General features: G+C 61.3%; 24 protein-coding genes and 3 pseudogenes. 14 read left to right on the top strand and 13 right to left on the bottom strand.

What is annotated here, in order from left to right; all coding sequences use genetic code 11:
• The first annotated feature begins 143 nt into the window (after positions 1-143).
• A complete protein-coding gene (locus ACERIT_RS13270; RefSeq protein WP_373675344.1) occupies positions 144-269 on the top strand; it encodes a hypothetical protein in 126 nt (41 codons plus the stop codon).
• A 111-nt stretch (positions 270-380) separates the two neighbouring features.
• Entirely contained in the window at positions 381-1,400 is a 1,020-nt protein-coding gene (locus ACERIT_RS13265; protein ID WP_373675343.1) for an NADP-dependent oxidoreductase, read from the top strand.
• A gap of 13 nt (positions 1,401-1,413) precedes the next feature.
• Here ACERIT_RS13265 and ACERIT_RS13260 read toward each other — a convergent pair whose 3' ends face one another.
• A complete protein-coding gene (locus ACERIT_RS13260) occupies positions 1,414-1,554 on the bottom strand; it encodes a hypothetical protein (protein WP_373675342.1) in 141 nt (46 codons plus the stop codon).
• 60 nt (positions 1,555-1,614) lie between these two features.
• On the bottom strand, positions 1,615-1,884 hold the full coding sequence (locus ACERIT_RS13255; RefSeq protein WP_373675341.1) for a HalOD1 output domain-containing protein: 270 nt from the start codon (positions 1,882-1,884) through the stop codon (positions 1,615-1,617).
• Between the two features lie 337 nt (positions 1,885-2,221).
• On the opposite strand from ACERIT_RS13255, the gene ACERIT_RS13250 reads away from it, so the two are divergent.
• The 4 genes from ACERIT_RS13250 to ACERIT_RS13235 all read left to right on the top strand — a co-directional run bounded on the left by ACERIT_RS13250 (position 2,222) and on the right by ACERIT_RS13235 (position 7,332).
• Positions 2,222-3,394 (top strand): tubulin/FtsZ family protein, encoded by a 1,173-nt coding sequence (locus ACERIT_RS13250; RefSeq protein WP_373675340.1) that lies wholly within the window; start codon positions 2,222-2,224, stop codon positions 3,392-3,394.
• 39 nt (positions 3,395-3,433) lie between these two features.
• Complete coding sequence (locus tag ACERIT_RS13245; protein ID WP_373675339.1) at positions 3,434-4,723, top strand: tubulin/FtsZ family protein; 1,290 nt, start codon at positions 3,434-3,436, stop codon at positions 4,721-4,723.
• Between the two features lie 281 nt (positions 4,724-5,004).
• A complete protein-coding gene (locus ACERIT_RS13240) occupies positions 5,005-5,685 on the top strand; it encodes a TrkA family potassium uptake protein (protein WP_373675338.1) in 681 nt (226 codons plus the stop codon).
• Between the two features lie 96 nt (positions 5,686-5,781).
• Positions 5,782-7,332, top strand: a complete 1,551-nt coding sequence (locus ACERIT_RS13235) for a TrkH family potassium uptake protein (protein WP_373675337.1) — start codon at positions 5,782-5,784, stop codon at positions 7,330-7,332.
• Between the two features lie 166 nt (positions 7,333-7,498).
• Here ACERIT_RS13235 and ACERIT_RS13230 read toward each other — a convergent pair whose 3' ends face one another.
• A complete protein-coding gene (locus ACERIT_RS13230) occupies positions 7,499-7,786 on the bottom strand; it encodes an amphi-Trp domain-containing protein (RefSeq protein ID WP_373675336.1) in 288 nt (95 codons plus the stop codon).
• 178 nt (positions 7,787-7,964) lie between these two features.
• On the opposite strand from ACERIT_RS13230, the pseudogene ACERIT_RS13225 reads away from it, so the two are divergent.
• Both ACERIT_RS13225 and ACERIT_RS13220 read left to right on the top strand, forming a co-directional pair.
• Positions 7,965-8,225: pseudogene (locus ACERIT_RS13225) on the top strand (IS5/IS1182 family transposase); the annotation flags it as partial.
• 146 nt (positions 8,226-8,371) lie between these two features.
• Entirely contained in the window at positions 8,372-9,094 is a 723-nt protein-coding gene (locus ACERIT_RS13220; RefSeq protein ID WP_373675335.1) for a DUF4382 domain-containing protein, read from the top strand.
• A gap of 184 nt (positions 9,095-9,278) precedes the next feature.
• Here ACERIT_RS13220 and eno read toward each other — a convergent pair whose 3' ends face one another.
• From eno to glpK, 6 genes and pseudogenes are all read right to left on the bottom strand, one after another.
• Complete coding sequence (gene eno, locus ACERIT_RS13215; protein ID WP_373675334.1) at positions 9,279-10,562, bottom strand: phosphopyruvate hydratase; 1,284 nt, start codon at positions 10,560-10,562, stop codon at positions 9,279-9,281.
• Complete coding sequence (locus ACERIT_RS13210) at positions 10,559-11,584, bottom strand: aminoglycoside phosphotransferase family protein (RefSeq protein WP_373675333.1); 1,026 nt, start codon at positions 11,582-11,584, stop codon at positions 10,559-10,561. Before ACERIT_RS13210 ends, eno begins: the two co-directional genes overlap by 4 nt.
• A 183-nt stretch (positions 11,585-11,767) precedes the next feature.
• Positions 11,768-12,162: pseudogene (locus ACERIT_RS13205) on the bottom strand (peptidylprolyl isomerase); the annotation flags it as partial.
• Between the two features lie 51 nt (positions 12,163-12,213).
• Positions 12,214-13,389 carry a Cdc6/Cdc18 family protein gene (locus tag ACERIT_RS13200; protein WP_373675332.1) on the bottom strand — a complete coding sequence of 392 codons (1,176 nt, stop codon included), beginning with the start codon at positions 13,387-13,389 and terminating at the stop codon, positions 12,214-12,216.
• 67 nt (positions 13,390-13,456) lie between these two features.
• Positions 13,457-14,527, bottom strand: coding sequence for a hypothetical protein (locus ACERIT_RS13195; RefSeq protein ID WP_373675331.1), 1,071 nt, complete (start codon positions 14,525-14,527; stop codon positions 13,457-13,459).
• A 3-nt stretch (positions 14,528-14,530) separates the two neighbouring features.
• Positions 14,531-16,063 carry a glycerol kinase GlpK gene (gene glpK / locus ACERIT_RS13190; RefSeq protein ID WP_373675330.1) on the bottom strand — a complete coding sequence of 511 codons (1,533 nt, stop codon included), beginning with the start codon at positions 16,061-16,063 and terminating at the stop codon, positions 14,531-14,533.
• A gap of 337 nt (positions 16,064-16,400) precedes the next feature.
• On the opposite strand from glpK, the gene glpA reads away from it, so the two are divergent.
• From glpA to ACERIT_RS13165, 5 genes are all read left to right on the top strand, one after another.
• Positions 16,401-18,143 (top strand): anaerobic glycerol-3-phosphate dehydrogenase subunit GlpA, encoded by a 1,743-nt coding sequence (gene glpA, locus ACERIT_RS13185; protein ID WP_373675329.1) that lies wholly within the window; start codon positions 16,401-16,403, stop codon positions 18,141-18,143.
• Positions 18,133-19,407: a glycerol-3-phosphate dehydrogenase subunit GlpB gene (gene glpB, locus ACERIT_RS13180; RefSeq protein WP_373675328.1), complete on the top strand. Its 1,275-nt coding sequence runs from the start codon at positions 18,133-18,135 to the stop codon at positions 19,405-19,407. The genes glpA and glpB overlap by 11 nt, the downstream gene beginning before the upstream one ends.
• Positions 19,404-20,774, top strand: coding sequence for an anaerobic glycerol-3-phosphate dehydrogenase subunit C (locus ACERIT_RS13175; RefSeq protein ID WP_373675327.1), 1,371 nt, complete (start codon positions 19,404-19,406; stop codon positions 20,772-20,774). The genes glpB and ACERIT_RS13175 overlap by 4 nt, the downstream gene beginning before the upstream one ends.
• A 51-nt stretch (positions 20,775-20,825) precedes the next feature.
• Positions 20,826-21,200 (top strand): methylglyoxal synthase, encoded by a 375-nt coding sequence (locus ACERIT_RS13170; protein WP_373675326.1) that lies wholly within the window; start codon positions 20,826-20,828, stop codon positions 21,198-21,200.
• Positions 21,201-21,262: 62 nt separating this feature from the next.
• Positions 21,263-21,445 carry a hypothetical protein gene (locus ACERIT_RS13165; RefSeq protein WP_373675325.1) on the top strand — a complete coding sequence of 61 codons (183 nt, stop codon included), beginning with the start codon at positions 21,263-21,265 and terminating at the stop codon, positions 21,443-21,445.
• Positions 21,446-21,919: 474 nt separating this feature from the next.
• Here the strand turns inward: ACERIT_RS13165 and ACERIT_RS13160 are convergent, their stop codons facing one another.
• The 3 genes from ACERIT_RS13160 to ACERIT_RS13150 are packed head-to-tail and all read right to left on the bottom strand — an operon-like array spanning position 21,920 to position 23,637.
• On the bottom strand, positions 21,920-23,254 hold the full coding sequence (locus tag ACERIT_RS13160) for an erythromycin esterase family protein (RefSeq protein ID WP_373675324.1): 1,335 nt from the start codon (positions 23,252-23,254) through the stop codon (positions 21,920-21,922).
• 25 nt (positions 23,255-23,279) lie between these two features.
• On the bottom strand, positions 23,280-23,462 hold the full coding sequence (locus ACERIT_RS13155) for a hypothetical protein (RefSeq protein ID WP_373675323.1): 183 nt from the start codon (positions 23,460-23,462) through the stop codon (positions 23,280-23,282).
• 25 nt (positions 23,463-23,487) lie between these two features.
• Positions 23,488-23,637, bottom strand: a complete 150-nt coding sequence (locus ACERIT_RS13150) for a hypothetical protein (RefSeq protein ID WP_373675322.1) — start codon at positions 23,635-23,637, stop codon at positions 23,488-23,490.
• Positions 23,638-23,804: 167 nt separating this feature from the next.
• Between ACERIT_RS13150 and ACERIT_RS13145 the strand changes: the two are divergent.
• Positions 23,805-24,017 (top strand): annotated as a pseudogene (locus ACERIT_RS13145) (SLC13 family permease); the annotation flags it as partial.
• Between the two features lie 150 nt (positions 24,018-24,167).
• Here the strand turns inward: ACERIT_RS13145 and ACERIT_RS13140 are convergent.
• On the bottom strand, positions 24,168-24,881 hold the full coding sequence (locus ACERIT_RS13140; protein WP_373675321.1) for a universal stress protein: 714 nt from the start codon (positions 24,879-24,881) through the stop codon (positions 24,168-24,170).
• Positions 24,882-25,099: the final 218 nt, after the last annotated feature.

Below are 25,099 nucleotides of genomic sequence, written 5' to 3'. Positions count from 1 at the left end.
ACCACTCCCAACTCGTCGCGCCGTCGACGTGACTGCGCCGCCCCCCGAAAAGAGCGTTCTCGGCCGATACGGAGTCCGTAGGTCGAACCTACCGGAGTCGAAATCGGTGTATAACTATCCGTCGGCGTAACCGTCTCTCCAGTATGAGCGCACAAGTAACCGATCGCGATGGCTTGGAACAGCACCTCCAGGAGGCGCTCGAAGTGGCCGAGAACGACGAAGCGAGGTACCACCTCCGCGAGTCGCTCCAAAAGCTCCAGGTCGAGTGACCCAGATCAAGTTAACCACCCCCCGCACGCCCTCGGAAACCGGTCCAGAAGATCGCCGTGACGTCTCCGAACAGTCCCAAGACTATTGGGGAGGAGACGGGAAAAACGGCCGTGAGCGATACACTGCGCGAATGGCGGCTCGCCGAGCGACCGCATGGGGAGCCGGATGCGGACTGTTTCGAACTGCGGGAACGAGACGTCCCGGAGCCGGATGCCAATGAACTCCTCATCCGTGTCAACTATCTCTCTGTCGATCCGTACATGCGTGGCCGGATGCGTGACACCGAATCGTACGCGGAGCCGTGGGCGGTCGGCGACGTGTTGAAAGGAGGGATCGTCGGCGAGGTCACGAAGAGCGAAAGCGACCGGTACGACGCCGGCGATCTCGTCACCGGCAGGGGAACGTGGGGCGACTACAGCGTCATGGATGCGGACGATGTCGTTCCGGTTGACCCCACGATCGCCGATCTCCCGGCGTATCTGGGCGTGCTGGGGATGCCCGGACGAACGGCCTACTTCGGCTTGCTCAACGTCGGCGATCCGAAACCGGGTGACACGGTCGTCGTCTCCGGTGCGGCAGGCGCGGTCGGATCGGTCGTCGGGCAGATCGCGAAATTGAACGGCTGTCGCGTCGTCGGCTTCGCCGGAACGGCGGAGAAAACCGAGTGGCTGACCGAGGACCTGGGGTTCGATGCCGCGATCAACTACAAAGCCACCGACGACTACGGTGCGGCGCTTGCGGAGGCGGCACCGGACGGCGTCGACGTCTACTTCGACAACGTCGGTGGTCCGATCACGGACGCGGTGTTCACGAAACTGAACCTCGACGCCCGCGTGGCGGTGTGCGGCCAGATCGCCCACTACAACGACGAGGACATGCCCACGGGACCACGAAAGCTCCCGCTGCTCATCGCCACTCGTGCCACGGTCGAAGGGCTACTCGTCCACGATTACGCGACGCGGTTCGGCGAGGCACGCGACCGGCTCACGACGTGGGTCGCCGACGGTGACATCCGCCACCGCGAAACCGTCGTGGATGGACTCGAGCAGGCCCCCGACGCCTTCATGGGCCTCTTTAGCGGCGACAATATCGGAAAGCAGGTAGTGCGGGTTTCGACGCCGTCGTCCTGACGACCGGACCCGTTCAGGGGAGGTCCGTCGCGAGGACGCCGACGATGCGGTCGAGCCGCTCGTTTATCTCGTCGTCATTCGAATTGCCCGAGTCCTCCCACTCAGCGGATTCATCAGAAGTGTCCGAATCGCCGGCGTCCGTCCGTTCACTCATGGGCCGTGATCTCGGATCCGGCGTGCCTCTTGTGCTCTCCAATGTGTCTTCTCGTGCCTGTCAGGGCGAAGAGGACGTCACAGCCGCTTCGGGGGCCGAACGGGCTGCCGACTTTTCATCGAGACTGATCGCTCCGTCACTAGTAACGGTAACCTCGTGGCCCGCGTACGTGAACGTGACCTCGCCATCCGACATCGACTCTATGATCGCGTTCAGCGCATCCGGATCGACTGCGTCGTACAGCAGCGGGAGATCCAGAGGGTCACTGTCGGTGGTCTCCGCTACGTTCCGTATCACTCGTTCGGAGACGGGGCCGTTCATCCCTTCCATACGTCGTTGTGATACACACGACACTTAAACTCTCCGTCAGACAATCGTTGGAATGCTGATGCGTGTCGTGAGACCAACACTCACACGGGCGGGTCCGTAGACGCCCGTATATCATCGATCGAATTATCGAATACACGAATCGACCTATCGGATTCTCGATGACACGAGTGATAGTCTAATTACACAAACGAGGGACAGTTCGTTCGCGTCTGACGTAGGTTAATATGCGTCGGTACTGATGGATCCACCAACACATGGTCTCAGCGATCCCCGTGCGGTTCGACCGATCACGCCGACGACACGGACAGTCCAGCCGAAAGAGCCGGAGGAATCGACGATGAAACTCGCGACCATCGGTGTCGGGAACGCAGGAAGCAAGCTCATCGATCGGATGATCGAGTTCGAACGGGACACCGGGCGAAACCTCTGTCGACACGCGCTCGTCATTAACACCGCCCGCACCGACCTGGCAAAACCCGAATACATCCCCGAGGACCGGCGCGTCCTGATCGGCGATACCCACCGGAAGGCCAAAGGACACGGCGTCGGCGGCGACGCCGAGGTCGGAGCGGAGGTCGCCAAAACCGACATCGACGAGATCCGGCGGGTGTTCGACGACGTCGAGATCCACAACGTCGACGCGATCCTCGTGGCCGCCGGGCTTGGCGGCGGCACCGGCAGCGGGGCTGCCCCAGTCGTCATCGACGAGATACAGAAGATGTACGACGAACCGGTCTACGGCCTCGGCGTCCTGCCCGGCAAATACGAGGGCGGTCGCCCGGCCCTCAACGCCGCCCGGTCGCTCCAGTCGTTCGTCACCAAGGTCGACAACTTCATCGCCTTTGACAACGACGCCTGGCGCTCCCGCGGCCAGACGATCGAACAGGGCTACGAGGAGATGAACGAGGAGCTTGCGACCCGGATCGTCACGCTGCTGGCGGCCGGCGAGGTCGACGAATCCGACGTCGGGGAGAACGCGATGGACTCAAGCGACATCATGCGGACGCTCGACACCGGCGGAGTCTCCTCGATCGGCTACGCGTCCACGGAACTTGACGTCCAACAGGAAGGACTTCTCTCGCGGTTCAACGACGGGGAGCAGCCGGAGGCCGACTCGACGGATGCCGCCAAGATCAAGGGCCTCGTTCGCCGGGCGGTCAACTCCCGATTGACGGTCCCCTGTGAGGTGTCGAGTGCCGACCGCGCGCTGATAGTTTTCGCTGGACCGCCCGCGGTGATCTCACGGAAGGGCGTCGAGGCTGCCCGCGAGTGGCTGGAAAACGAGGCGGACACCGTCGACGTGCTCGCCGGTGACGATCCTCGAACGGACTCGTCGACGCTTGCGGCCGTGGTATTGCTCTCGAACGTCACGGAAACCCCGCGTATCGACGAAATACAGAACCAGGCCGTCGACGCACAAAACAAGATCAGGGAACTGGATGCCGTCCGCGAGGAGGAGATCGAGTCGCTGATCACCGACGATGACAATGACCTGGATCCCATCGTTTAGCGTGCCACGTCGACCGCGCTCGACGACGAGGGCAGACGGATGAAGCTCTCGCTGCTCGGCGTCGGAAACGCTGGCACCCGGATCGTCGATCGACTGGTCGAGGCCGAAGCCGGCACGGACCGGAACTTCACCGACGGAAACGTCCTCGCGTTCGACACCACGACTACGGCCTTCGAGGAGACGACGTCGATTCCCGAGGAGCGCCAAGTCCTGATCGGTGACACCCATCCGGCCGTCACGCAGCACGAATCACGCACCGAGACCGCGGGCAATGCGACCGCGAATGACGACGACGGCGACGGTGATTCCGCGAACAGCGGCGATGGCGAGCGTGCCGGCGTCGGCGGAGATCCGGACGTGGGGGCCTCGGTTGCCGACGAGGAGCGTCCGGAGATTCGTCGTGCGCTGGATCGGGTCGACGAAACGGAGGTGGACGCTGCGATACTCGTCGCCGGGTTGGGCGGCGGAACGGGTAGTGGCGTCGGGAGCGTCCTGCTCGAGGAGCTCAAATCGAGCTACGAGGACCCAGTCTACGTCCTCGGCGTCCTGCCAGCCACGACGGAATCGGACGACCGAGCCCTAACCGCCGCTCGGGCGGTGCGGACGATCGTCCCGATGGCGGACGCGGTAATCCCGATCGATAACGAGGCGTGGCGACGGGATGCCGATCGGATCGCCGACTGCTACGACGAGATCAACGACGCGATCGCGACCCGCATCGTCTCGCTTTTTGCGGCCGGCGAGTCGGATCCGACGTCGGTCTCGGAGATGCGGATCGATCCCACGGATATCAGCCGGACGCTCGGGGTCGGCGGTCTCGCCTCGATCGGCTATGCCACGTTCGAAGCCGAACCCGACTCAAACGGCTTGCTCGCCCGCCTCAAACGGCTATTGGGTCTGGCGGATGACACCGAAGCCAACACCGCTACGGACGCCGCCACGATCAAGCGGCTCGTGCGCCGAGCGCTCGAATCGAAGCTGACGCTGCCCTGTGACGTCTCGGCCACGGATCGTGTACTCCTGATCCTCTCTGGACCACCCGGAGACATCTCCCGGAAGGGTTTCGAGACCGGTCGATATCTCCTTGAGGAGGAGACGGGGACCGTCGAGGTGTTGGCCGGGGACGAACCGCTTGCGGGGGCGACGACGATCACGGCGACGGTCCTGTTCTCGAACGTGACTGCCGTTCCACGGATCGAAGAGTTGCAACGGCGGGCAGTCGCTCATCTGGACGAGACGTCGGCGGCGGCGGTGGACGATCGGGGCTTCGAGTTTCAGGATGAGTCCGCCGATCGAGCGCCGGCGGAACAGGAAGCCGAACGGGAGTAGGTGTTGAGTCCGAACGGGAGTCGATGGCGAGTGTGCGCGGAGGCAGACATCGAGCCCGAACGGAAGCAGACATCGAGCCCGAACGGAAGCAGACATCGAGCGAGCACGGTTTCTGACTGATTACCACAGTCGGGATGCGTCCGACATCTCGGAGATCAATGAGAGACGGAGATCACATCTAGATACCGAATTAGCATCCAACATCCCAAAATGCCAATACTGGATACACCTCGGAGGGATAGACGGTATATTTTACTTGGCGAGGAGAAAATGGGTAGCAAATGTATATTGTAATCGTCGGGGCGGGAGATGTTGGATCGCCGCTCGTCGAGATCGCGACTCGGTCGGGCAACGACGTCGTCGTTATCGAAAAGGACGAAACAAGAGCAGATCGGATAGCAAGCGAATACGATTGTTTGGTACTTAACGCGAATGCGACGACAAAAGACACCCTCAAAGATGCGGACATTACGCGGGCTGACGCGATCATCTCGACGACGGAGCAAGACGCGACGAATATTATGGTCTGTCTGCTCGCAAAGGAATTCGAGGTGCCAACGGTCGTTTCCGTCGTCCACAACCCCGAACATATGGGGCTTTACCGGCAGATCGGTGTCAATACGATGGAAAATCCCCAGCAGCTTATCGCCGAATATCTCTATCGTGCCGTCGCACGTCCAGCGATCGTTGATTTCCTCCGGATCGGTGAAGAGGCGGAAGTATTCGAGATAACGATCACTGAAAATGCGCCTCTGAGTGGAAAAACGGTCGAGGAAGCGGCCCAAGAGGACATCCTTCCGGACGATGTTCTGATAATCGCCGTCGAACGAAATGGCCGCGAATCTCCGATCACACCCAAAGGAAGCACTACGTTCAAACCGGGTGATCTCGTGACAGTCTACTCCGGGTTTGGTGCTGACCCGGAACTCACAGACCTGTTTGGACATTACGAGGATCAATGAGTCACCATCTCAGCCGACTTCCGAAACCACGATCAACGTCGCCCCAATGAGCACATCCAAGACTAACCTCGCTGTAGACATGGCGGAGCACGGACGATGAAGGTACATCTGAGAGCGGTCGGTCGAGACGTTGGCCGTATCCTCCAGGCCGTCTCGCTCATGTTGATGGTTTCAATCGGGGTCGCGGTGATAAACCAGGAGTATTATGCCGTCCCTGCGTTCGCGATCTCGGCACTCGTAGTGGCTGTTATCGGTGTCGTTCTCTCCCGGCTCTACCGTGATGCGGAGCCACCGGGGAAACTCGAAGCAATGATTACTGCAGCTAGCGCCTGGGGTGCGACTGGGTTACTGGGGGGATTACCATTTCTGTTACTCGCGTGGACGATCGTCCTCGATCCGTTTCCGGTGTGGACTCAGACGCCACCACTGAATGAAACGACGGCGATATTTCTGCATCCGTTGGATGCGCTTTTTGAGAGCATGAGTGGCTTCACCGGTACCGGGCTGACGATGGCTGCCGTCGAAGAAGAGCTTCCGCGGTCGCTTCAGTGGTGGCGTTCGTTCACGGAGTGGATCGGGGGTGTCGGTGTAATCGTCTTGACGGTGGCTATCCTTGCGCGACCCGGGAGTGGGTCGTTCACCTTGTATGAGAGTGAAGCCCGCTCGGAAAAGATCCACCCGAGTATTGTCTCGACCGTCCAGGAAATCTGGAAGATCTACTTCGGGCTCACCGTCGGATCAATTCTGCTGTTCGTTGCGGTAGGAATGCCGTTATGGGACGCGATTAATCACGGGATGACTGGCATCGCAACTGGAGGATTTTCGGTCCATGCGGATTCTATCGGCCACTATGGCAGTCCGTTAATAGAGTACGCAGTCGTCCCAGTAATGGTCGCGGGGAGTATCGCGTTCCCGATCCATTATCTGATATTTAAGGGAGAACTGCATAATTTCTATTCTGACCTGCAGACGCGGTGGGTCTTCATTTGGTTCTCCATCGGTACCGTTGCGCTGACGGGCATTCTGTATACAAACGGACAGTACGAGTCGTTCGAAGAGACGTTCCGAATTGCGTTGTTTCAGTTCGTTTCCGCCACTTCGAACGCCGGCTTCGGGACGGCAACGGTTGGAACGGGAACGGGACAGGTCTGGAGTGCTGGGGCAACGTTACTGATGTGTCTCGGGATGCTTACGGGGGCTGCGGCTGGTTCGACGGTGAGTGGTCTCAAGCTCATTCGGGTGATTACTCTTATAAAAGGTACCGTCTGGCAAATCAAGAGTGTGTTTTTGCCGGAAAGTGCGGTTCGCTATCTCCAAATCGGGGAACGAAGACTCAATGAGCAACAGGTTCAGCGTGAATATACTGAAGCAACGGTCGTGTTCGTTCTGTGGCTGCTATTTTTGGCCATTGGTGTCTCCGTTCTTTTGCAATCACTGTCTCCGGCCCATCCGTTGGAGTACGTCATTTTCGACGTCATGAGTGCACAGAGTAACGTTGGATTGGACTCCGGTATCACTGGGCCCGATATGCCAGCACCTGCAAAGGCAATGTTAATACTCAACATGTGGGTCGGCCGTCTCGAAATCATTCCGATTGCGGTGCTCCTTGGTTCGATCTTTGGGCACCTCAATATGTACCAGCAGTAAGAGGGGTTATCTCTCACACCATCCATTCTCGTCGAATTGTTGAAATCCTCGACCACTGATAGTTTCTGGCGCCATTGCCGGTCAAAACAGAGCACTCCGGCTCTGTCGAACTGTCTATTCGACGCAATTTCGTTTGAATCTGCCAGCGTTGAAGACTGCTATTTGATCACTCGATTTCTAATTGGTCGCTCCCGCCATCCCCCTCACTGCCGTTTTCGTCCCATTCGAGCTCGAACTCGATACTCAATTCACCGGGGCCGTCCGTCGGTCCTTCGCGTTCGGCTTTGACCTCAAACGTCGGGCGGGCTGGTGGTTCCATTGTCACGGACTGGGAACCGGATGTTAGTGTGATAGAATCTCCTTGTTCGAGCCTATCAGCGACACTGCGAAGAGACGATGCGATTTCTTCTCGGCTCTGGTTGCGCTCCGATTTGAACAGGACTTCTTCGGGCATACAGAGCCAATACACCGCCTGCACCGATAAGTACATCCGCTCTGTTGGCCTTGGTAAACGAACGCGCTCCACCCCTCACTACTCACTCGTGGTTCGAGACACCTTCTGCGTCCCGTCATCACGAAAGACCTCTGGTCTTTCGTTGAAAGTAACCCGTTCGTTCGAGAAGTATCGGTCAATGAACGACTTTCCGAAATCGGATCTGCTTCGGTTCGTCGAACGAGCCGTTGAGCTTGCCAGTCGGGCAGTCGCTCGATATTCCTCAAAATTCTCGAAGAAGCGGAACACCCTTCGCCAGCATGTCGTCTTGCCCTGTCTCAAAGTGACGAAGACCACCACGCACCGCGATCTCGCTGATGAACTCATCGAGATGCCCCGCATCCGTGATGCCCGTGCTCTCGACTCGATTCCTGCATCCTCGACACTCTGTAAGGCGTTCGAATGAGTAGGAAGTGCTGACCAACCTGGTAGACCATCCCACATGGTTATCCGTCTCCCGCTCCTTTTTTCTAAAATGGAAGATGTCTCTCCGCGGCGTTCACTACGAGCATATCTGACTATGGCGTTCCCACACGGTGAGACCGCATGAGGCGACGATCTCTCATCAAGACCACCGCCGGGCTCGGAACCGTGCTCCTTGCCGGCTGTTCCGGCATCGACAGTGGTGCTGATGACGGCAGTACGGAAAGCGGGACATTCCGGCTGTTGATTAGCGATCAGCCGGTAGCCATCGAGGACTTCGACTCACTGGATGTCACCTTCTCGGCTGCTCGTGTCTTTCAGGCCGATGAGGACGAAGAGATCACTCCAGGAGTCGTCAACGGCACTGTAAACGAAAGTCCCACGCCGTCATCCGACGACGATACTGGGGATTCCGAAGACGACGAGAGCGGGGGATTCGTCGAATTCGACCTCGATAGTGTGACCGTTGATCTCACCCAGGTCAAGGGTGATCGAGCTGTTTCGGTGCTTGAGGCCGAACTTGATGAGGGGCGGTACTCGGGGATCGAACTCCGAGTCGCCAGCGCCGAGGGGGTCGTTGACGGCGAGGCTGTCGACGTGATGGTGCCAAGTGATAGACTCCGCATCATCAAACCCTTCGAGATCGGGGCTGACGAGGAACTGAACTTCGTCTTCGACATTAACGTCGTCCAGAAAGGCCCGACAGGGGACTATAACTTGCTCCCAGTCATCGGAAAAAGCGGCGTCGCAGGTGAAGACGTTGAAGTCGAAGAAGTCGACACCGAAGCCACCGAAGCGACGGGGGCACCAAACGGCACTGACACGGCAGACGAAAACGAAGATTGACACGCAGAACCCCTGAGCGCTCCACGATCCAAGCTAGCCCCGAGGATAACGGAATCGGAGATGGGGATACCACGGACTGAGGAAAGAGCAACGGCAACGACGCCAGTGATTGCGACGCCAGTGATTGCGACGTCGATGGTGGCGGATGTCAAGACATCATAGCGTGCAAAACGGGTTCTGAGATTTAGACGGTCGGTAGCGTAAACGAAGCGAAGCCACGGAGTGTCTCCGCTTCGATTTCGAGCAAGCGGTTGTACTTCGCTAGTCGTTCGGACCGAGCGAGTGACCCGATCTTGATCTGGCCCGCATCCAAGCCGACGGCGAGATCCGCGATGGTGCTATCACACGTCTCTCCGGACCGGGCCGAGATGACCGGATTACATCCCGCGTCCTGAGCGCGATGGACGACGTCAATCGCTCGCGAGATCGTGCCGGCCTGATTCGGTTTGACCAAGACGGCATTTGCCGCATCCCGTTCGAGCGCGTGGTCCAACCGGTCTCCATTCGTCACCAGAAGGTCGTCTCCCAGTAACTGAACGTCAGTCAATCGGCTGGCAAGTTCCTCCCAACCGGCCCAATCATCCTCGTCAAGTGGATCCTCGATCGAGACGAGTGGATACTGTTCAGTCCATGACACCACGCGATCCACCATCTCGGAGCGTCTGAGTGTTGCATCGACACTGGAGAGCGTGTATCGCTGGGTATCCTGATCGTAGAAGTGGGAGGCCGCCACGTCAACTGCGAGACCGAGATCCGTTCCCGGAACGAATCCGGCTGCCTCGATGCCGTTGACGACGAGATCGAACGCGTCCTCGATCGAGTCCAACGGTGGGGCGAATCCACCTTCGTCAGCGACGAGTGGCCGATGGCCGGCGTCCACGATGGACGATTCGACGGCGTCGCGGACCTGCCAGACCATCGCGAGACCCTCGGAGTACGTGTCCGCGCCCGTAGGAATCACCAGGAAATCCTGGATCTCGATTCCGCCCCGGGCGTGCAACCCTCCGCTGAGGATATTGACCATGGGCATCGGAAGCGTGCCGTCGGCCACATTGGAATGGTGTTTCTGGCCGATATACTCATACAGTGGACGCCCGGCGACGCTCGCTGCCGTGCGGATTGCGGCGCCGGAGACCCCGAGAACGGCGTTGGCGCCGAGACGTTCGAGTTTCTCAGTACCGTCGAGTTCGACGAGTGCGTTGTCGAGTCCTCGCTGGTCGAACACGTCTCGACCGATGACGGCGTCTGCAAGCTCCCGCTCGACGGCGTCAATAGCTTCCTGCACGCCCTTCCCGCCGTACCGGTCGGCATCATCACGGCGTTCGAGCGCCTCATGGACTCCGGTGCTTGCACCCGATGGGACCGAAAAGACCCCGCGCTCGCCACCTGCCTCGATGGCGACGCGCACGGTCGGATTCCCGCGGGAATCAAGGATCTCCCAGGCAGAGACCGTCTCGATGGTGCTCATGCGTCAGCCACCTCCGTGAGAAGGTCCAGATAACCCGGGACAGTCGCAACGTCCTCCGTGAGGGCTCGTTTTGCGATTCGTCGAAGGATTTCCTTCGTGTCGGGTGACGTGACGTACTCCACTGGTGATTTGCCGTCGACGCGGGCAAGCATCAGTATCGCAAGTTCGGTGACGGTGTCAGCTTCGATATCCCACTCGATCACGTCCGTATAGGCCTCCCAGAAGTGGGTCGCCGTCTCGAGATAGGCTTGCTGGCGACCCGGATTGTACACCGCCTTGATGCACAGATGGTTCAGCATGAACGCCGTATCGAATGACGGATCACCCCAGTGTGCCACCTCGAAATCGAGGAGCCACACGGGGGTCTCGTCCGCGGAGTCGACAAGCACGTTCTTTGGACTGAAGTCACCGTGGACGAGCGTTCGCTCAACGTCGCTGATGCGTTCGATCTCGGCGTCGACGACTGCCCGAATATCTGGATGTTGCTCGGCGACCGTTCGATGATAGGGGTCGAGTCGAAGCTGTTCGAAGGGGGTCTTGTTGGCGAACTCGGAGCGAATCGTCTGCTTCTCCGAGGCGTCCCGGTGACTCGTTGCGAGGAAGCGTCCCAAGGTAGCCCCGACGTCAGGGTCGACATGCCTCTCGAGCAGTTCGGCCTTCCACATGCGTGACGTGGCGGGCGCACACGTGATCGCGATGACGCGATTCTCGGTATCCTCGAAGACGACGGCCGAGACTTCGATGTCGTCGAGGCCAGCTGCGTCGATGATTCCGTGGTAGGCTCTGACCGCCGCAGCCTCGTTGTGGACGCGTGCTGTATCCGCGGGCCAGTCATCCTCAACCGCAAGGTTAGCGAGCGGTTGCTTTACGACGTAACACGCGTCGGGCGTCGAGACCTGGAGGACGGTGTTGGAGACGCCGCCACCGAGCGATGTGACCGTTGGCTCGACGTCATCGCGAATCACGTCGTTGTCGGACAGGTACGCCGCAATATTCCGTTCGGAGATGTGAAAATCCGTCATAACCAGTCCCCGTCACGGGTGCCGCCTGCTTCCTGAGGAAATCTCACGTCTCTCATAGTTGGGTCTGGGTTTAATTGTGTTAATTGCTTTGGGTAGTGACGTCTGGAGTGATCGTTCGAGCGGGGAATGATGCGGCCGCCAGTAGTGTGGGAGATGTCGATCCCGAGATCAGCCAACGAAGGTCTCCTCTGTGACGGCCGTCACGTCCCCGTGGAGGCCGTTCTCCGCTTCGACGTGGAGACCGACGTCAGGCGGCTCCCCGACCATCCCTTCGAAGGTGTTCCGGTCGTACTCGCGAACGCGATCGGGATCACGTTCCCCTACGCCTTGGCGGGCGGCACGGTCACGGTTGCCGTCTCGTCGACGCTCATACCGACGATGGCCTCGTCGAGTCCCTCAATGACCTCTCCGCGGTTGACGATGAACGACAGCGGTCCGAACTCCTCGGGGTCTCTGCCCTGTGCCTCCCGTAGCCCGTGTTCGCTGGCGACGTCGGGATCCGAGGTCGCGAACACGCTTCCGTTTTCGAATCGACCGACGTAGGCGAGACGGACGCGGTCACCTGGCGTGATACTCACGACATCCATTGTCGCAGGACGCAAATACGTTCGTCGGTGGCCGACCAGGAGCTACCGTCGAAGATCGTAGAGCCGGCGGAACACGGTCGGCGGGAACCGTAACTCCACGCGGCTTGGCGGCCGTCCTTTCCCTGCTTGCGTCGACGATTGGACGCGCTCGACGACGCCGATCTCCGCCATCTCGTAGAGGTATCGCTTGACCGTTCCCGCCGAGAGGTCCACCGCGGGATCGGCGCTGATCGCTTTCGTCGTCGCGGTGACTGAGTCGCGATCGGCGGGATCGAGATCGACGAGTTTCCGCAATACGAGTTGCTTGTTCTCGGGGAGGCAAAGCACCCGTCCGAGGGAGACTGACGGTCGAGGAACCGCCTCCATCGCCGCCGCGACGTCGGCTTCCGTGAGGCGACCTCGATCCGCCCGGTTCGCGCGATCGGTGGCGACGAACAGCGCCGCGAGCGCGTCGTGGGCGTTCCCGTCGGCCCACTCCGCGATCTGTCGGGCGAGATCGTGGGTCAGCGCCTGCTGGGTGAGCCCCTTCGAGACGCGCGTCATCAACACGTCGACGAGCATCTGTCGCTGGTAGCGCTCGACGGCGATCGTCGTCGCGGTGTACTCGGACAGCGCCGTCTCCTCGGGCGCGGCACGGCCGATCGCCAGCCAACTCGCGTTGCTCGGAAGCCCCGAGAACAGATCGACAAGGCGGTCGACATCGATGCTATCGGGGGTGCCGACGTGGTCGACGCCGACGACGACCCCGGCCCGCGACGTTCCGAGGCGGTCGTGGAGGCGCCGGCGAATCTCCTCGGTGCCGACGCCGTGTTCCGGGACCGGATCGTCGGCCAGTGCATCCAGGACGTGGTGATAGAACGCGAACTCGCTTTTCGTCTCCCGGAGGTCGACGTAGGCGAATCCCGGGGTCGTCGGCGATCCCGCACGTGTGCTGGTGTAGATGACGGAGCGAGCCTGGCTGGACAACTGATCCAAGTGATCCAAAAGCGCCGTCACGATCGCCGTCTTCCCGGACCCGAACGGACCGTGAACGTACGCGTTGGGTGGTAATCGACCGTCGAACACCGGATCGAGGTGGTCGAGTAGCCGTTCGAGAACGGGGCCCCGGTGCGACGGCTCATCGAGGTGGGTGACCGGCGACAGGGCTTCGTAGTCCTCCACCAGTCGTGGGCCTTCCTCACGGCGTTGTCGTCGCTTTATTCTCGCGTCGATGTCCATGGCGAATCCAATCGTTCCTTAGTGACGGTACCAACCACGTAATAAAAAGGAACGGGGTTGGGGTCGTTCACAGTCCCAGGTATCCCGCGTTGGGAATGATTCCGAGCAGATAGAGGACGCCGACGACCGACATGACGATCGCGATCGCCATCGCCGGCGGGTCGACGTGGGTTCCCGAATGCGAGTAGAAGACGCGCTGGCTCACCTCGCCGAGAACGCCGCTGACCGCACCGAACACGCCGCCAACGAGCAGCGCGATCACCCCGCTACCGAAGACGGGAGCCGCGACCACGGCGCCGACGGCCCCCACGAGCGTGATGTGGTGGGTGACCGGGATCTTCTCCACGCCGAGTTGGAGAAACAGGAGGCTCATTGCGGAGACGGCATACCCCATGAAGACGCTCCCCGTTTCGAGCCAGATGTAACTCGCGAGCACCCCGCCGATCAGCCCGATCGTGACGATACCCGACCACCGGTACTGGTGGGGAAGCCACGGTTCGGTTGCCGGTCGGGCGGGCGTTCCCCCGTCCGTCGCTGTGCGCGTCTCTTCGCGTTCGAAGGGCGTCATATCGAAGACGCTTGACCCGGCTACCGTCCCGATCAGTGGGTAGCCGAAGGCGACACGCGCGATCAGCGCCGTCGCGACGACCGACAGCGCGATGCCGTCCGTGGGGACTCCGGCCCCGCTCACGACCCGGGTGATGAGCATCCCGAGCGCGCCGAATATCGCGCCGACCGCGAGGATATCGGGTTTGGTCCCGAACGCATACAGGATGTTCTTGCCGAAATGGTAGTTCCAGCCGTCGGGTTTCATCTCCGGGTATCGGCTGCCTGCATACGCCGACGCCGCCACGCCGCCCGCAAAGGCGATATGGGGTCCGGTGATCGCCCCGAATCCGATGATGCCCGTGAATCCGGTGGCGATCCCCCCTTCCGGGACGGCCCCGATGGTGCGGCCGATCTGGCGTTCGAGGATCGCGATACCCTCCCCGAGGAAGACGAGGAAGCCCGTAAAGATGAACGCGGGCAACGCACCGAGGGCCGCGCCAAACGCGCCCCCGGCCAGCGCAGTGATCAAAAGCACGGCGAACGGTTCGAGTTCCATGCCGATGACTGGGATCTGCAGCGTCCCGTACATGGATTACTCCTCCTGTGCCCAGTCGAGAGAACGCTCGACTGCGTCGTCCCAGCGGTCGTACATCCGGTCCGCCTCCTCCCGTTCCATCTCGGCATGGAACTCCCGGTCGATCTGCCAGTTCGAGCGTAACTCGCCGATGTCGTCCCAGTAGCCGACTGCCAGGCCGGCGGCGTACGCTGACCCGAGCGCGGTGGTCTCGTCGACCTGGGGGCGGGCGATATCGGTCTGGATGATGTCCGACTGGAGTTGACAGAGGAAGTCGTTTTTCACCGCTCCGCCGTCGACGCGCAACGACGTGGTTTCGACGCCCGAGTCGGCCTCCATCGCTTCGGCGATGTCGCGAGTCTGGTAGGCGATGGACTCGAGGGTCGCACGCACGATGTGTTTTTTGCGCGTTCCGCGGGTCATCCCGACGATGGTCCCGCGTGCACGGCCGTCCCAATGGGGCGCACCGAGTCCGGTGAACGCCGGAACCAGGTAGACGCCATCGGTCGATTCTGCGGATCGAGCGAGCTCCGCCGTCTGTGCGGCGTTGTTGATGAGGTCGACGTCCTCGAGCCACTCGATGGCGGCTCCCGTGACGAAGATGGATCCTTCAAGCGCGTACTGGACGGGCTCTCCCGAGAGTTGAAAGCCGATGGTGGTAAGGAGTCCGTGATCGGACTCGACGGCCTGATTGCCGGTGTTCATCAGATAAAACGAGCCGGTGCCGTAGGTGTTCTTGGCGTCGCCCTCGTCGAAGCAGGTCTGGCCGAACAGCGCAGCCTGCTGGTCACCGAGTGCGGCGGCGACGGGGATCTCCGCGCCCAGGAATCCATCGGGGTCGGTGTGTCCATATAGCGTCTCATCGGAGGATGGCCGGACTTCGGGCAGCATCTCCTCGGGAACGTCGAACTCCGCGAGCAGGTCGTCGTCCCACTCGAGGTCGTGGATGTTGTACAGCATCGTCCGGGAGGCGTTCGAGACGTCCGTAACGTGGGCGCCGGTCAGATTGTAGATGAGCCACGAGTCGACGGTGCCCATCAGGAGTTCGTCGTTGCGTGCGCGGTCCCGAAGCCCCTGCGTGCGTGAGGACTGGAGTTTCAGTGGTTCGGCGTTGTCGAGGATCCACTCGGTCTTGGTCGCCGAAAAGTATGCATCACACTCCAGTCCCGTCTTTTCGCGAATCTCCTCGACTTTGCCCGCGTCCTGGAGTTCCTCGACGCGGTCGGTCGTCCGGCGGTCCTGCCAGACGAGCGCGTTGTGGACCGGCTTGCCGCTTTCGGCGTCCCAGACGACGGTGGTCTCGCGCTGGTTCGTGATGCCGATCGCCTCCAGTTGCGTGGCTTCGAGACTCCCTCGTTCGAGGCCGGCGGTCACGACCGATTTCGTGTTCTCCCAGATCTCGACGGGATCGTGTTCGACCCATCCGGGTTCGGGATAGATCTGCTCGTGTCGTTCGTATGCGTTCGCGACGACCTGTCCGCTGTGGTCGAAGACCATAAAACGGGTTCCAGTCGTTCCCTGGTCGATCGAGCCGACGTATGTGTTTGCCATGGGTTGGTATGCTCCGTGGGGGGCCTCGATTAGTTTACGATCTTCCCCGCTCTAGCAGTAAATAATTGGGGAGTATAATAAATGTTGCTTTTAGATCAACGACGACGACGATCGATAGCGCACCGACGGACGACGTTTGAAGGTCTGAAACTGCCAGAAATCACCCGTTAATGGTTCGAAGACCGAATTGTGGCCGATATCGACATACGATGCCGATCAGAATTGCGATGGTGTGAGACCGAGCCACTGGAACCGACGGCTCGACTAGTAGTAAATTTACTAGAGACTCGCACTCTACGATAAAATAAAGTAGGTGGCCTTCAAACCGGGAAGATAGATGGCATCGGTACCACACATCGCCGTCATCGGCGGCGGTTCGACGGGCGCCGGGATCGCCCGTGACCTCTCGATGCGGGGTCTCGACGTGACGCTTCTCGAACAGGGGACCCTCACACACGGCACGACCGGCCGGATGCACGGGTTGCTCCATAGCGGCGGGCGGTACGCCGTCTCCGATCGAGCCAGCGCACGCGAGTGCATCGAGGAGAACCGCGTCCTCCGGGACATCGCCAGCCACTGCGTGGAGTTGACCGGCGGCCTGTTCGTCAAACGCCCCGAGGATTCCGAGGAGTACTTCCAGGAGAAACTCCGCGGCTGTGAGGCCTGCGGCATTCCCACGGAGGTCGTCTCCGGGGCGGAAGCACGCTCGATGGAACCGCATCTCGCGACGGACGTCGAGAAGGCGATCTCGGTTCCGGACGGCGCCGTCGACCCGTTTCGACTCGTCGTCGCCAACGCCGCCAGTGCCAAAGAACACGGCGCGCGCGTCGAAACCCACTCGACGGTGACGGACCTCCTCGTTGAAGGCGGCGAGGTGGTCGGTCTCGGGGTCGAACACGCCTCCGGCCCCGGCAAGCACGTTCACGGGACCGAAGGGGGAACGGAGGAGATCCGGGTCGACCACGTCGTCAACGCGACCGGCGCCTGGGCGGGTCGGATAGGTGAGATGGCGGGGGTGGACATCGCAGTGCGACCCTCCAAGGGCGTCATGACGATCATGAACGTCCGACAGGTCGACACCGCGATCAATCGCTGTCGGCCGAAAGGCGACGCGGACATCATCGTCCCCCACGAGACGACGGTCATCCTCGGCACGACTGACGAGGAGGTCGACGACCCCGAGGACTACCCCGAAGAGCGGTGGGAGGTGGATACGGTGATTGACACGCTCTCGGAACTCGTGCCGATGCTTCAGGAAGCGCGGACGATCCGCTCTTTTTGGGGCGTTCGACCGCTGTATGAACCGCCGGGCGTGGGAAGCGAGGACCCGACCGACATCACGCGGGACTACTTCCTGCTCGATCACGAGGACCGTGACGACCTGCCCGGGATGACGACCGTCGTCGGCGGGAAGTTCACGACCTATCGGATGATGGGTGAGGCGGTAAGCGATCACGTCTGCGGGAAGTTCGGCATCAACGCCGACTGCCGGACTGCGGACGTTCCACTCCCCGGGAGCGAGGAGTTCTCCGTCCTCCGGGACTACATGGACGAGTTCGGGCTTCGCTCCCCGATCGGACGCCGCAGCGTCGAGCGCCTCGGATCGCGCGCCGACGACGTGTTGCAGACCGACGGACCGAACCCGACCATTTGTGCGTGTGAGGGCGTCACGCGCGCCGAGGTACGGGACGCGATCGCCGGGTCCGGATCCGATCTCAACGCCGTTCGCATTCGCACTCGTGCCTCGATGGGGAACTGCCAGGGCGGGTTCTGCTGTCATCGGCTGGCCAGCGAACTGCATGGTGACTCCGCTACCGACGACGCCAGCTACGACGAATCGACCGCGCGCCGAGCGTGGGACGAACTCCTCCAGGAGCGCTGGAAGGGCCAGCGCCACGCGCTCTGGGGCGAACAGCTCTCGCAGGCGATGTTGAACTACGCGCTACACGCCACCACGCAGAACCGTGATCAGGACCCTGCGGACGGAGACGACGTGGACTTCGACGCGTTCGACGGCGGCCCGCGGGCAAGTCGGTCCGATCCGGGCGTCGCTACCGACGGAGGCAACCGTGGCGATTGAATCCGACGTGCTCGTGATCGGCGGCGGACTGGCCGGTCTCACGAGTGCGCTCGCCGCGGCGCGCACGGGCGCGGACGTTCGACTCGTCTCGTATAAACAGAGCACGCTTCGGAACGCTTCGGGTCTGGTCGACGTGCTCGGATACACGTCCGACGGCGACGGTCCGCTCGTCGATCCGTACGCGGCGATTCCGGACCTTCCGGCGGATCATCCCTACCGGAGAGTCGGCGTCGAGACGGTCAGGGACGCGATGGCGCTGTTCGACGACGCCGTGCCCCAGTATCGGGGGTCACACACCGACGCGAACGCCCTGCTGCCGACCCACGGCGGGACGATCAAGCCGACCGCACGCTACCCCGACGGGGCAAGCGCCGGCGTGGCAAGTGACGTGCGGGACACCTTGCTCGTGGGCTTCGAGTCGCTGGTCGATTTCGATGCGCCACACGCCGCTGCACACCTCGAGGCGGCGGGCGTCCCGTTTGACGTCCGTGGGGTAACGATTCGGTTCCCCGGTGACCTCCGGGCCGACGCGAAGGTAACGCGGTACGCGAAGCTCCTCGATACGGACGGGAACGTGGTCGTGGAGGGCCGCGACCAGCCGGTCCGTGAGGCGTTGGCCCGACGAGTGAGGGCGGAACTCGATGGGGAGGAGCGCGTGGGATTTCCTGCCATCCTCGGCGATGATGACGCTGCAGGCGTCCGATCCGCTCTTGAGAACGCGCTCGATGCGGACGTCTTCGAGGTGCCGATGGGACCGCCGTCGCTGCCGGGGCTCAGACTGGAGGACACGCTCTTCGACGCGCTGGATGCGGCCGACGCCAGCATCGAGACCGGGAATCCCGTCACGGATTTCGACGGCACCGACCGCATCGAGCGCGTGTACGTCGAGAAGAACGGTGCACGCATCCCGAACGCCGCCGATCAGTACGTGCTCGCGACCGGCGGACTCGTCGGCAAGGGCGTCGAATCCGACCGGGATCGCGTGTACGAGCCGATTTTCGACTGCCACGTCGAGCACGCGGCCGATCGCTACGACTGGTTCGAAAACGAAGCGTTCGGCGACCACCGATTCCCGCGGTTCGGCGTCGCGACGGATGCCGACCTGCGTCCGGAAGCGGCTGACGGGAGCGTCGAGTTCGAGAACCTGCGAGCCGCCGGCTCCGTGCTCGGGGGCTACGACTTCGCCGCGGAGAAGTCCGGCAGCGGCGTCTCGATCGCGACGGGCTATGCTGCCGGCCGAAATGCAGCCACGGAGAGACGATGAGCGATAGCCAATCCAACCAGCAGTTCGACCCAGCAGCACCGAACACCGGCAGCGAATTCGAGCCGGTCGACATCTTCGAGGACAGCGACGGGTTCGATCTGCGGCCGGGCGCGGACTCCTGTTATAAATGCTCGACGTGCGATACGAACTGTCCAGTCGCCGAGGTCGACGACGACTTCCCCGGACCGAAGTTCCAGGGACCCGAACAGTGGCGGCTCAAACGACGCGATGACGCCCACGGCGTGGACGAGTCGGTGATGGACTGCTCGAACTGCATGCGGTGTGACAATGCCTGTCCCTCGGGTGTTCCGCTCTCCCAGATGCACAACACCGCCCGCGGCGAGTACGTCAGCGAGGAGATGAACACGTTCTCTCTCGAGTACGTACGCAATCGAATCCTCGCGAACTACCGGAAATCCGCGTGGTTTGCCAGCAAGGTCCCGCGACTCGCGAACGCCATGGCGAACTTCGGACCGGCTCGGTGGCTCGGCGAGCGGCTGTTGGGCGTCACCGGCGAACGGGAGTTCCCCGAGTTCGCGACGGAGACGTTCACCAGCTGGTGGGCCGGACAGGGCGGTGCCGCCGGCTCGAAAGAGCGGGCACGCGAGGCGCGCGAACGGCGCGGAGAGCCCGTCGACGCCGACAAGCGGATCGCCTACTTCCACGGCTGTTATGCTGAGTACAACACGCCCGAGGTCGCAAAGGCGCTCGTGCGCGTCTACGAGCACTTCGGCTATGAGATCGTCGTCCCCGAACAGGGATGTTCCGGCACGCCGATGTTCGCCAACGGGATGCTCGACGATGCTCGCCGGGACGCCGAGATCAACGTCTCCTCGCTGGCTGACCTCGTCGCGGAGGGATACGACGCCATCGCCTCATGTACGTCGTGCTCGATGGCGCTTCGACAGGAGTACCCCGAGTTGTTCGATATCGACGGCATCGACGATGTCGCGGCGAACACCTTCGAGTCCGTGGAGTATCTTCGAATCCACGAGGATCTCACCGACGAACTCGACGATGCGGACGTCGACGGGGACCTCGCTGCGGAGTTCGCGTACCACGCACCCTGTCACGCGCGCAATCAGGGTCTTGACCGACAGGCCGTCGAGTTATTCGGCGACCTGGATGGGGTCGGGATCGAGGACGTCGGCGACTCCTGTTCGGGCATCTCCGGTACGTACGGGTGGAAGGTCGAGAAGTACGAGAAATCGATGGCGATCGGCGAGGAGATGTTCGACCACATGAGCGACGCCGACGGCGAAACCGGGATGACCGAGTGTCCGACCTGCGCCATGCAGATGGCACACGGGACGGGCTATGAGGTCCGCCACCCGGTTGAACTGCTTGAAGCGGCGGTGGTCCCATGATACTGTCCGATGGCGCCGCGAGTGTTCCTTCCTCACGGAGGTTGATCTGACATGCGTATTGCACTTATTGCACACGACGACGAGAAGGCCGACATGGTCGCGTTCGCGAACGAACACGAACGAATCCTCGACGAACACGATCTCATCGCGACCGGGACCACGGGCAGTCGCCTGAACGACGAGACGAATCTGGAGGTGACGCCGCTTGAGTCCGGTCCGCTCGGAGGCGATCTGATGATCGGTTCCGCCGTCGCCAACGACGCCTGCGATGCCGTGTTCTTCTTTCGAGATCCCATGACTGCACAGCCGCATGAACCCGATATCTCCGCGCTATTGCGAATCTGTGACGTGCGGGGCATTCCGCTGGCGACGAACCGAGCGAGCGCCACCGCCTTACTAACGGGACTCGACGCCGCCATCGAGTGATGCCGTCGGGCGGGGAGCCGATCAACCATCACTCCTATGAGTGCTACCGTTCATCTTCCGCCATGGACTCGCGAGTGAGACTCTACGTATCGGGATTCATCGGAGCCACCATCTCGTATATCACCACCATCTTGGCCTTTGCTGGCCGGTTCGTCGTGTTCGAATGGATCGCGTTCACGATCGCCTTCCTCGTCATCTTCGTCGGCTTCGAGCGATTCTTGATCTGGGTGGAAACGCTCGAGTAGGGTCGACGCGGGGTCTCAGACTGTCCAGACGCATTCCGGCTGCACGTCTTTGAGTGATGGACGTCGACGAACTCCCGATCGAGCGTGGTCCGATCAGCATCTTTCGAGACGGAGTCTCCGGCCTCAAGGAGCGAGGGGCTCCGACATTCAGTCGCAAGCACGACGCGGGTCGGCCGGAGAGGAAGCCGACACGGTGGGAAACGAGCAATGAGGCTGCTGCTGGGTGACTCGCCCCCCAATACACTTTTTCCGGGTGCCCACGTACCAGTACTCAGTGATATCGTCGCACACGTCGCCGGTATCACGGGCCGCAGTAGCCCGGCCCCTGAATGGTGGGGACGCCGACCCCGAAGGTCGTTCGGTACGGGCGAGGAAAGACCATCCTCCCCGGCGACAACTGACGGCGAGTCCCACATCAAAGCCCCACCCTCCACGAGCGAACCCGTCAGGATGACCGAAGTAGGGTGGGGTCGGTTACAGTCCCCACGGATAGAGTTCGGGCATGCCCTTCCGCTCTGCATGGATCGCGAGCGGGTGAAGGGAAGTGGTTTCGTCGAGATGAAGAAAGGCGTCGTATCGTTCGGGCAGATTCGTCGGCACGTAATTCCCGGCTTCGCGGGAAGGGTGATAGACGACGCCGATGGCACGATTTCCACGTGGATGTGTGAGTGCCGACTCATCGGGTAGGTCCTCGGTTACCAGGAGGCGATCGCGCTCCCCGGCCTGGTGGAAGACGTGTTCATAACTCCCCTCCTGAGCGGCCGGAACAGTCATCTCCTCCATCGGTGCATCCCAGGAACTCGCGGCGATGACGCTCCCTCGATGTGAACCCATACCGATCAATGCCGTCTCCGATCTGCCGTCGCGTTGTCGCACGAGCTGTCCGATATTGTGCCGGCCACGGGTTTCCATGTCGGTTGCCCGAGCGTCGCCGACGTGGGTGTTGTGTGCCCAGACGATTCCTTTGGCATCCGATCCGTGATGGTCCTGGAGGCGATCGAGCGTCTCGACCATGTGTTGATCCCGGATGTTCCAGGAGTCGGCGTCGTCTCTGACCATTTTGCGATAATACTGCTCGGCGTTTTTCGCGACGAGCGCGTTCTGTTCGGCGTTGAAATAATCGTCCCGGTTGTGGTCGTACTCCGGAACGTCCTCTCGCACTCGCGTGAGGATGTCGACCACCTCCTCCTGGCAGGTTTCCGGAACCATCCGGGTCGCCTGCGCGTATTCTTGTGCATCCTCTCCGTAGGGTTCGAAACAGCGGTAGGCCTCCTCCGCTTCCGCTGCAGCGTCCGGATCGACGTCGTTGAGATACTCGATGACGGCGTCCATCGACTCGAACAGGCTGTAGACGTCGAGGCCATAGAACCCGACGCGGTCGTCTTCGGGACGCCCCTGGTTGTACGTCTCGAGCCAGTTGAGAAAGTCGAGTGTTTCCCAGTTCGCCCACATCCACGTCGGCCACCGGTCGAAGGCGTCGAGGACGGCACGAGTCGTTTCGTGTGAACTCGGCATGTCCTTGACATATCGATTGACCTCATAACAGTCCGTCCAGTCGCCCTCGACGGCGACAAACGAGAAGTCCTTCTCTTGGAGGAGTCGGACGGTCAGTCGGGAACGCCAGCGGTAATATTCCGAGGTCCCGTGTGAGGACTCTCCGAGCAACACGTATTTCCGGTCGCCAAATCGCTCGACGAGGCGGTCCAGGTCGTCGGGGTGATCCAGTTCGTGTGCCGTGGTGCGGACCGCTTCGACGGCCGCGTCGACATCGTCCGGTTCCGTCCACGACATGCGGTCCTGTAGTGTCATGAGTGTTCTCCATCGATCGCCTTCGTCACGTCGAGTCGCTGGTCCCGTTTTCCTCGAGTCGATCGGGTGCGTTTGACTGCCGATCCCGCTCCGTGAGTGCACCAGCATCGACGTCAGTCTCGTGTAACTCCCGGATGATCCCATTCCCGTGGGCACCGACGTCGTCCCACGATTCGTGGAGACGGGACCTGGAGACGCGTTCGTTCATCAGTGGGTTCTCGCCGAGCGGCGGATCACTCCGAATAGCCTTCCTGGAGGAACCGTCCTTCGGTCTCGTACATGGACACCAACTCCTCGATGAACTCCTCGTGTGATTCGCCCTCATCGAGATGGTCGTCCAGTCGGTCTTTGAGTTCGTTACTGATTTCGAGGGTGTATGTCATGGTAGTGGCTGCTGACGTCGCGTAGTACAACACGGTCCCGATCGATATATCTTGGCAGTCATTCCTATCCAATAGTAATCGCCGGCCCTTTCTCGATGCGAACGCGCTCCTCCCCTCCCTACTCGCTCCCTCCGGTCGCTCCTTGAGGAAGGGGACTCCGCGCTACCGAACAGTTGAATGCGAACGCGTTCGCGTTCGTCCTCGCAGTCACGTTCGCTGCAAGCACCGCCTTCATGTCGCCGATCGGCTATCAGACCAATCTCTTCGTCTACGGTCCCGGCGGGTGCGAATTCAGCGATTACGTTCGCGTCGGCGGACCGCTCCAGGTGATCCTGGCCGTCGTAACGACGCTCGGAATCGCCGTCTTCTGGGGAGTCTGACGACAGGTGGACCGATTCGGTGTCCGCGTTCCGTTGTGAGGACGGGAAACGCGGAGAAACGGCGACTGGTCGACGGGGTCCCCGGTTCCGGACTCTTCTTGGTTCCGGACTCTTCCCCGGATCCGGGACTCGGCCTCGATTTTTCGAAGCTCATTCCTCGAACGGTCGTTGTACGACGAGTACTGGAGCAAGCGTCCGTTCGGCTATCCGCTCCGACATCTCGCCGAAGATCCAGTTCAGGAAACTGGGGTCGTCCTCTCCGAGGATGAACAGATCCTGCCGGTCCGCCCGATCGAGGATCGTCGTCTCGGGATCGGCCGTCCGTTCGGTGACCTGTGAAATTCGCTGGTCCGATATCCCCGCTTCCTCCAGCGTCGTCGCTATCCCCGAAAGGGTACGATGACCCGTCTCCTCGTCTTCGTCTCCCGCGTAGAGGAGGGTGATCGTCGCATCCGTGGGGCCAACGAGTGCGGTAATGGTCGCCGTAATCGCGGGGACCAATTCGGGACGACGAACTTCCACGAGAACGTTCTCAACGTTCTGAACTGGATTCGGATGACAGACGACGCCGCGGTCGACGTCCTCAACGACCTGCTGGATGGCCTGTGCCAGATCGTGAGTAAAAACGAGCTCGGTCTCGACGGTTGCGTCGTACGATTCAAAGGCGTCTTCGAGGTCGGCCAACTCTTCTGATGCCCGATCTCCGAACTCGTCTTGCGCCTGTTCGGGAAGCGTCTGTTCCGGAATCTCGTGATAGCCGAGAACGACGATCGGGACCGACGAGAGGAACTCTATGAGCGTCTCTGAAACGACGTGTCCCTCGAGAATCGAAACGGGAATGATGATCTGCGGAGTTCCAACCATTATTCGGTCCTTCTCCGTAACGTGCGGTTCTCACCGTATAAATAGTACCATGCGGCTCCAAAGCCCGTGAGGAGGATACCGATAACCTGCGACAGGGGTTGCATGAACGCGATCAGTCCGATGCTTGCGATACCCCCGCCGATCGGAACGTACGGTGTTCCAGGGCATCGAAACGTCGGAGCATACCATTCTGGATCCGATCGCCATAGCGTCAATTG

It is taken from the genome of Halopenitus sp. H-Gu1 (assembly GCF_041821145.1).
Classification (GTDB): domain Archaea; phylum Halobacteriota; class Halobacteria; order Halobacteriales; family Haloferacaceae; genus Halopenitus.
The sequence above is the reverse complement of the archived record's forward strand: the minus strand, read 5'-3'. Positions and strand labels throughout refer to the sequence as shown.

Excerpts from the sequence above, each read along its gene's own strand:
- ACERIT_RS13270 (WP_373675344.1), top strand. The coding sequence starts at position 144 with ATGAGCGCACAAGTAACCGATCGCGATGGCTTGGAACAGCACCTCCAG.
- ACERIT_RS13260 (WP_373675342.1), bottom strand. The coding sequence starts at position 1,554 with ATGAGTGAACGGACGGACGCCGGCGATTCGGACACTTCTGATGAATCC.
- ACERIT_RS13255 (WP_373675341.1), bottom strand. The coding sequence starts at position 1,884 with ATGGAAGGGATGAACGGCCCCGTCTCCGAACGAGTGATACGGAACGTA.
- ACERIT_RS13250 (WP_373675340.1), top strand. The coding sequence starts at position 2,222 with ATGAAACTCGCGACCATCGGTGTCGGGAACGCAGGAAGCAAGCTCATC.
- ACERIT_RS13245 (WP_373675339.1), top strand. The coding sequence starts at position 3,434 with ATGAAGCTCTCGCTGCTCGGCGTCGGAAACGCTGGCACCCGGATCGTC.
- ACERIT_RS13240 (WP_373675338.1), top strand. The coding sequence starts at position 5,005 with ATGTATATTGTAATCGTCGGGGCGGGAGATGTTGGATCGCCGCTCGTC.
- ACERIT_RS13235 (WP_373675337.1), top strand. The coding sequence starts at position 5,782 with ATGAAGGTACATCTGAGAGCGGTCGGTCGAGACGTTGGCCGTATCCTC.
- ACERIT_RS13230 (WP_373675336.1), bottom strand. The coding sequence starts at position 7,786 with ATGCCCGAAGAAGTCCTGTTCAAATCGGAGCGCAACCAGAGCCGAGAA.
- ACERIT_RS13220 (WP_373675335.1), top strand. The coding sequence starts at position 8,372 with ATGAGGCGACGATCTCTCATCAAGACCACCGCCGGGCTCGGAACCGTG.
- eno (WP_373675334.1), bottom strand. The coding sequence starts at position 10,562 with ATGAGCACCATCGAGACGGTCTCTGCCTGGGAGATCCTTGATTCCCGC.
- ACERIT_RS13210 (WP_373675333.1), bottom strand. The coding sequence starts at position 11,584 with ATGACGGATTTTCACATCTCCGAACGGAATATTGCGGCGTACCTGTCC.
- ACERIT_RS13200 (WP_373675332.1), bottom strand. The coding sequence starts at position 13,389 with ATGGACATCGACGCGAGAATAAAGCGACGACAACGCCGTGAGGAAGGC.
- ACERIT_RS13195 (WP_373675331.1), bottom strand. The coding sequence starts at position 14,527 with ATGTACGGGACGCTGCAGATCCCAGTCATCGGCATGGAACTCGAACCG.
- glpK (WP_373675330.1), bottom strand. The coding sequence starts at position 16,063 with ATGGCAAACACATACGTCGGCTCGATCGACCAGGGAACGACTGGAACC.
- glpA (WP_373675329.1), top strand. The coding sequence starts at position 16,401 with ATGGCATCGGTACCACACATCGCCGTCATCGGCGGCGGTTCGACGGGC.
- ACERIT_RS13175 (WP_373675327.1), top strand. The coding sequence starts at position 19,404 with ATGAGCGATAGCCAATCCAACCAGCAGTTCGACCCAGCAGCACCGAAC.
- ACERIT_RS13170 (WP_373675326.1), top strand. The coding sequence starts at position 20,826 with ATGCGTATTGCACTTATTGCACACGACGACGAGAAGGCCGACATGGTC.
- ACERIT_RS13165 (WP_373675325.1), top strand. The coding sequence starts at position 21,263 with ATGGACTCGCGAGTGAGACTCTACGTATCGGGATTCATCGGAGCCACC.
- ACERIT_RS13160 (WP_373675324.1), bottom strand. The coding sequence starts at position 23,254 with ATGACACTACAGGACCGCATGTCGTGGACGGAACCGGACGATGTCGAC.
- ACERIT_RS13155 (WP_373675323.1), bottom strand. The coding sequence starts at position 23,462 with ATGAACGAACGCGTCTCCAGGTCCCGTCTCCACGAATCGTGGGACGAC.
- ACERIT_RS13150 (WP_373675322.1), bottom strand. The coding sequence starts at position 23,637 with ATGACATACACCCTCGAAATCAGTAACGAACTCAAAGACCGACTGGAC.
- ACERIT_RS13140 (WP_373675321.1), bottom strand. The coding sequence starts at position 24,881 with ATGGTTGGAACTCCGCAGATCATCATTCCCGTTTCGATTCTCGAGGGA.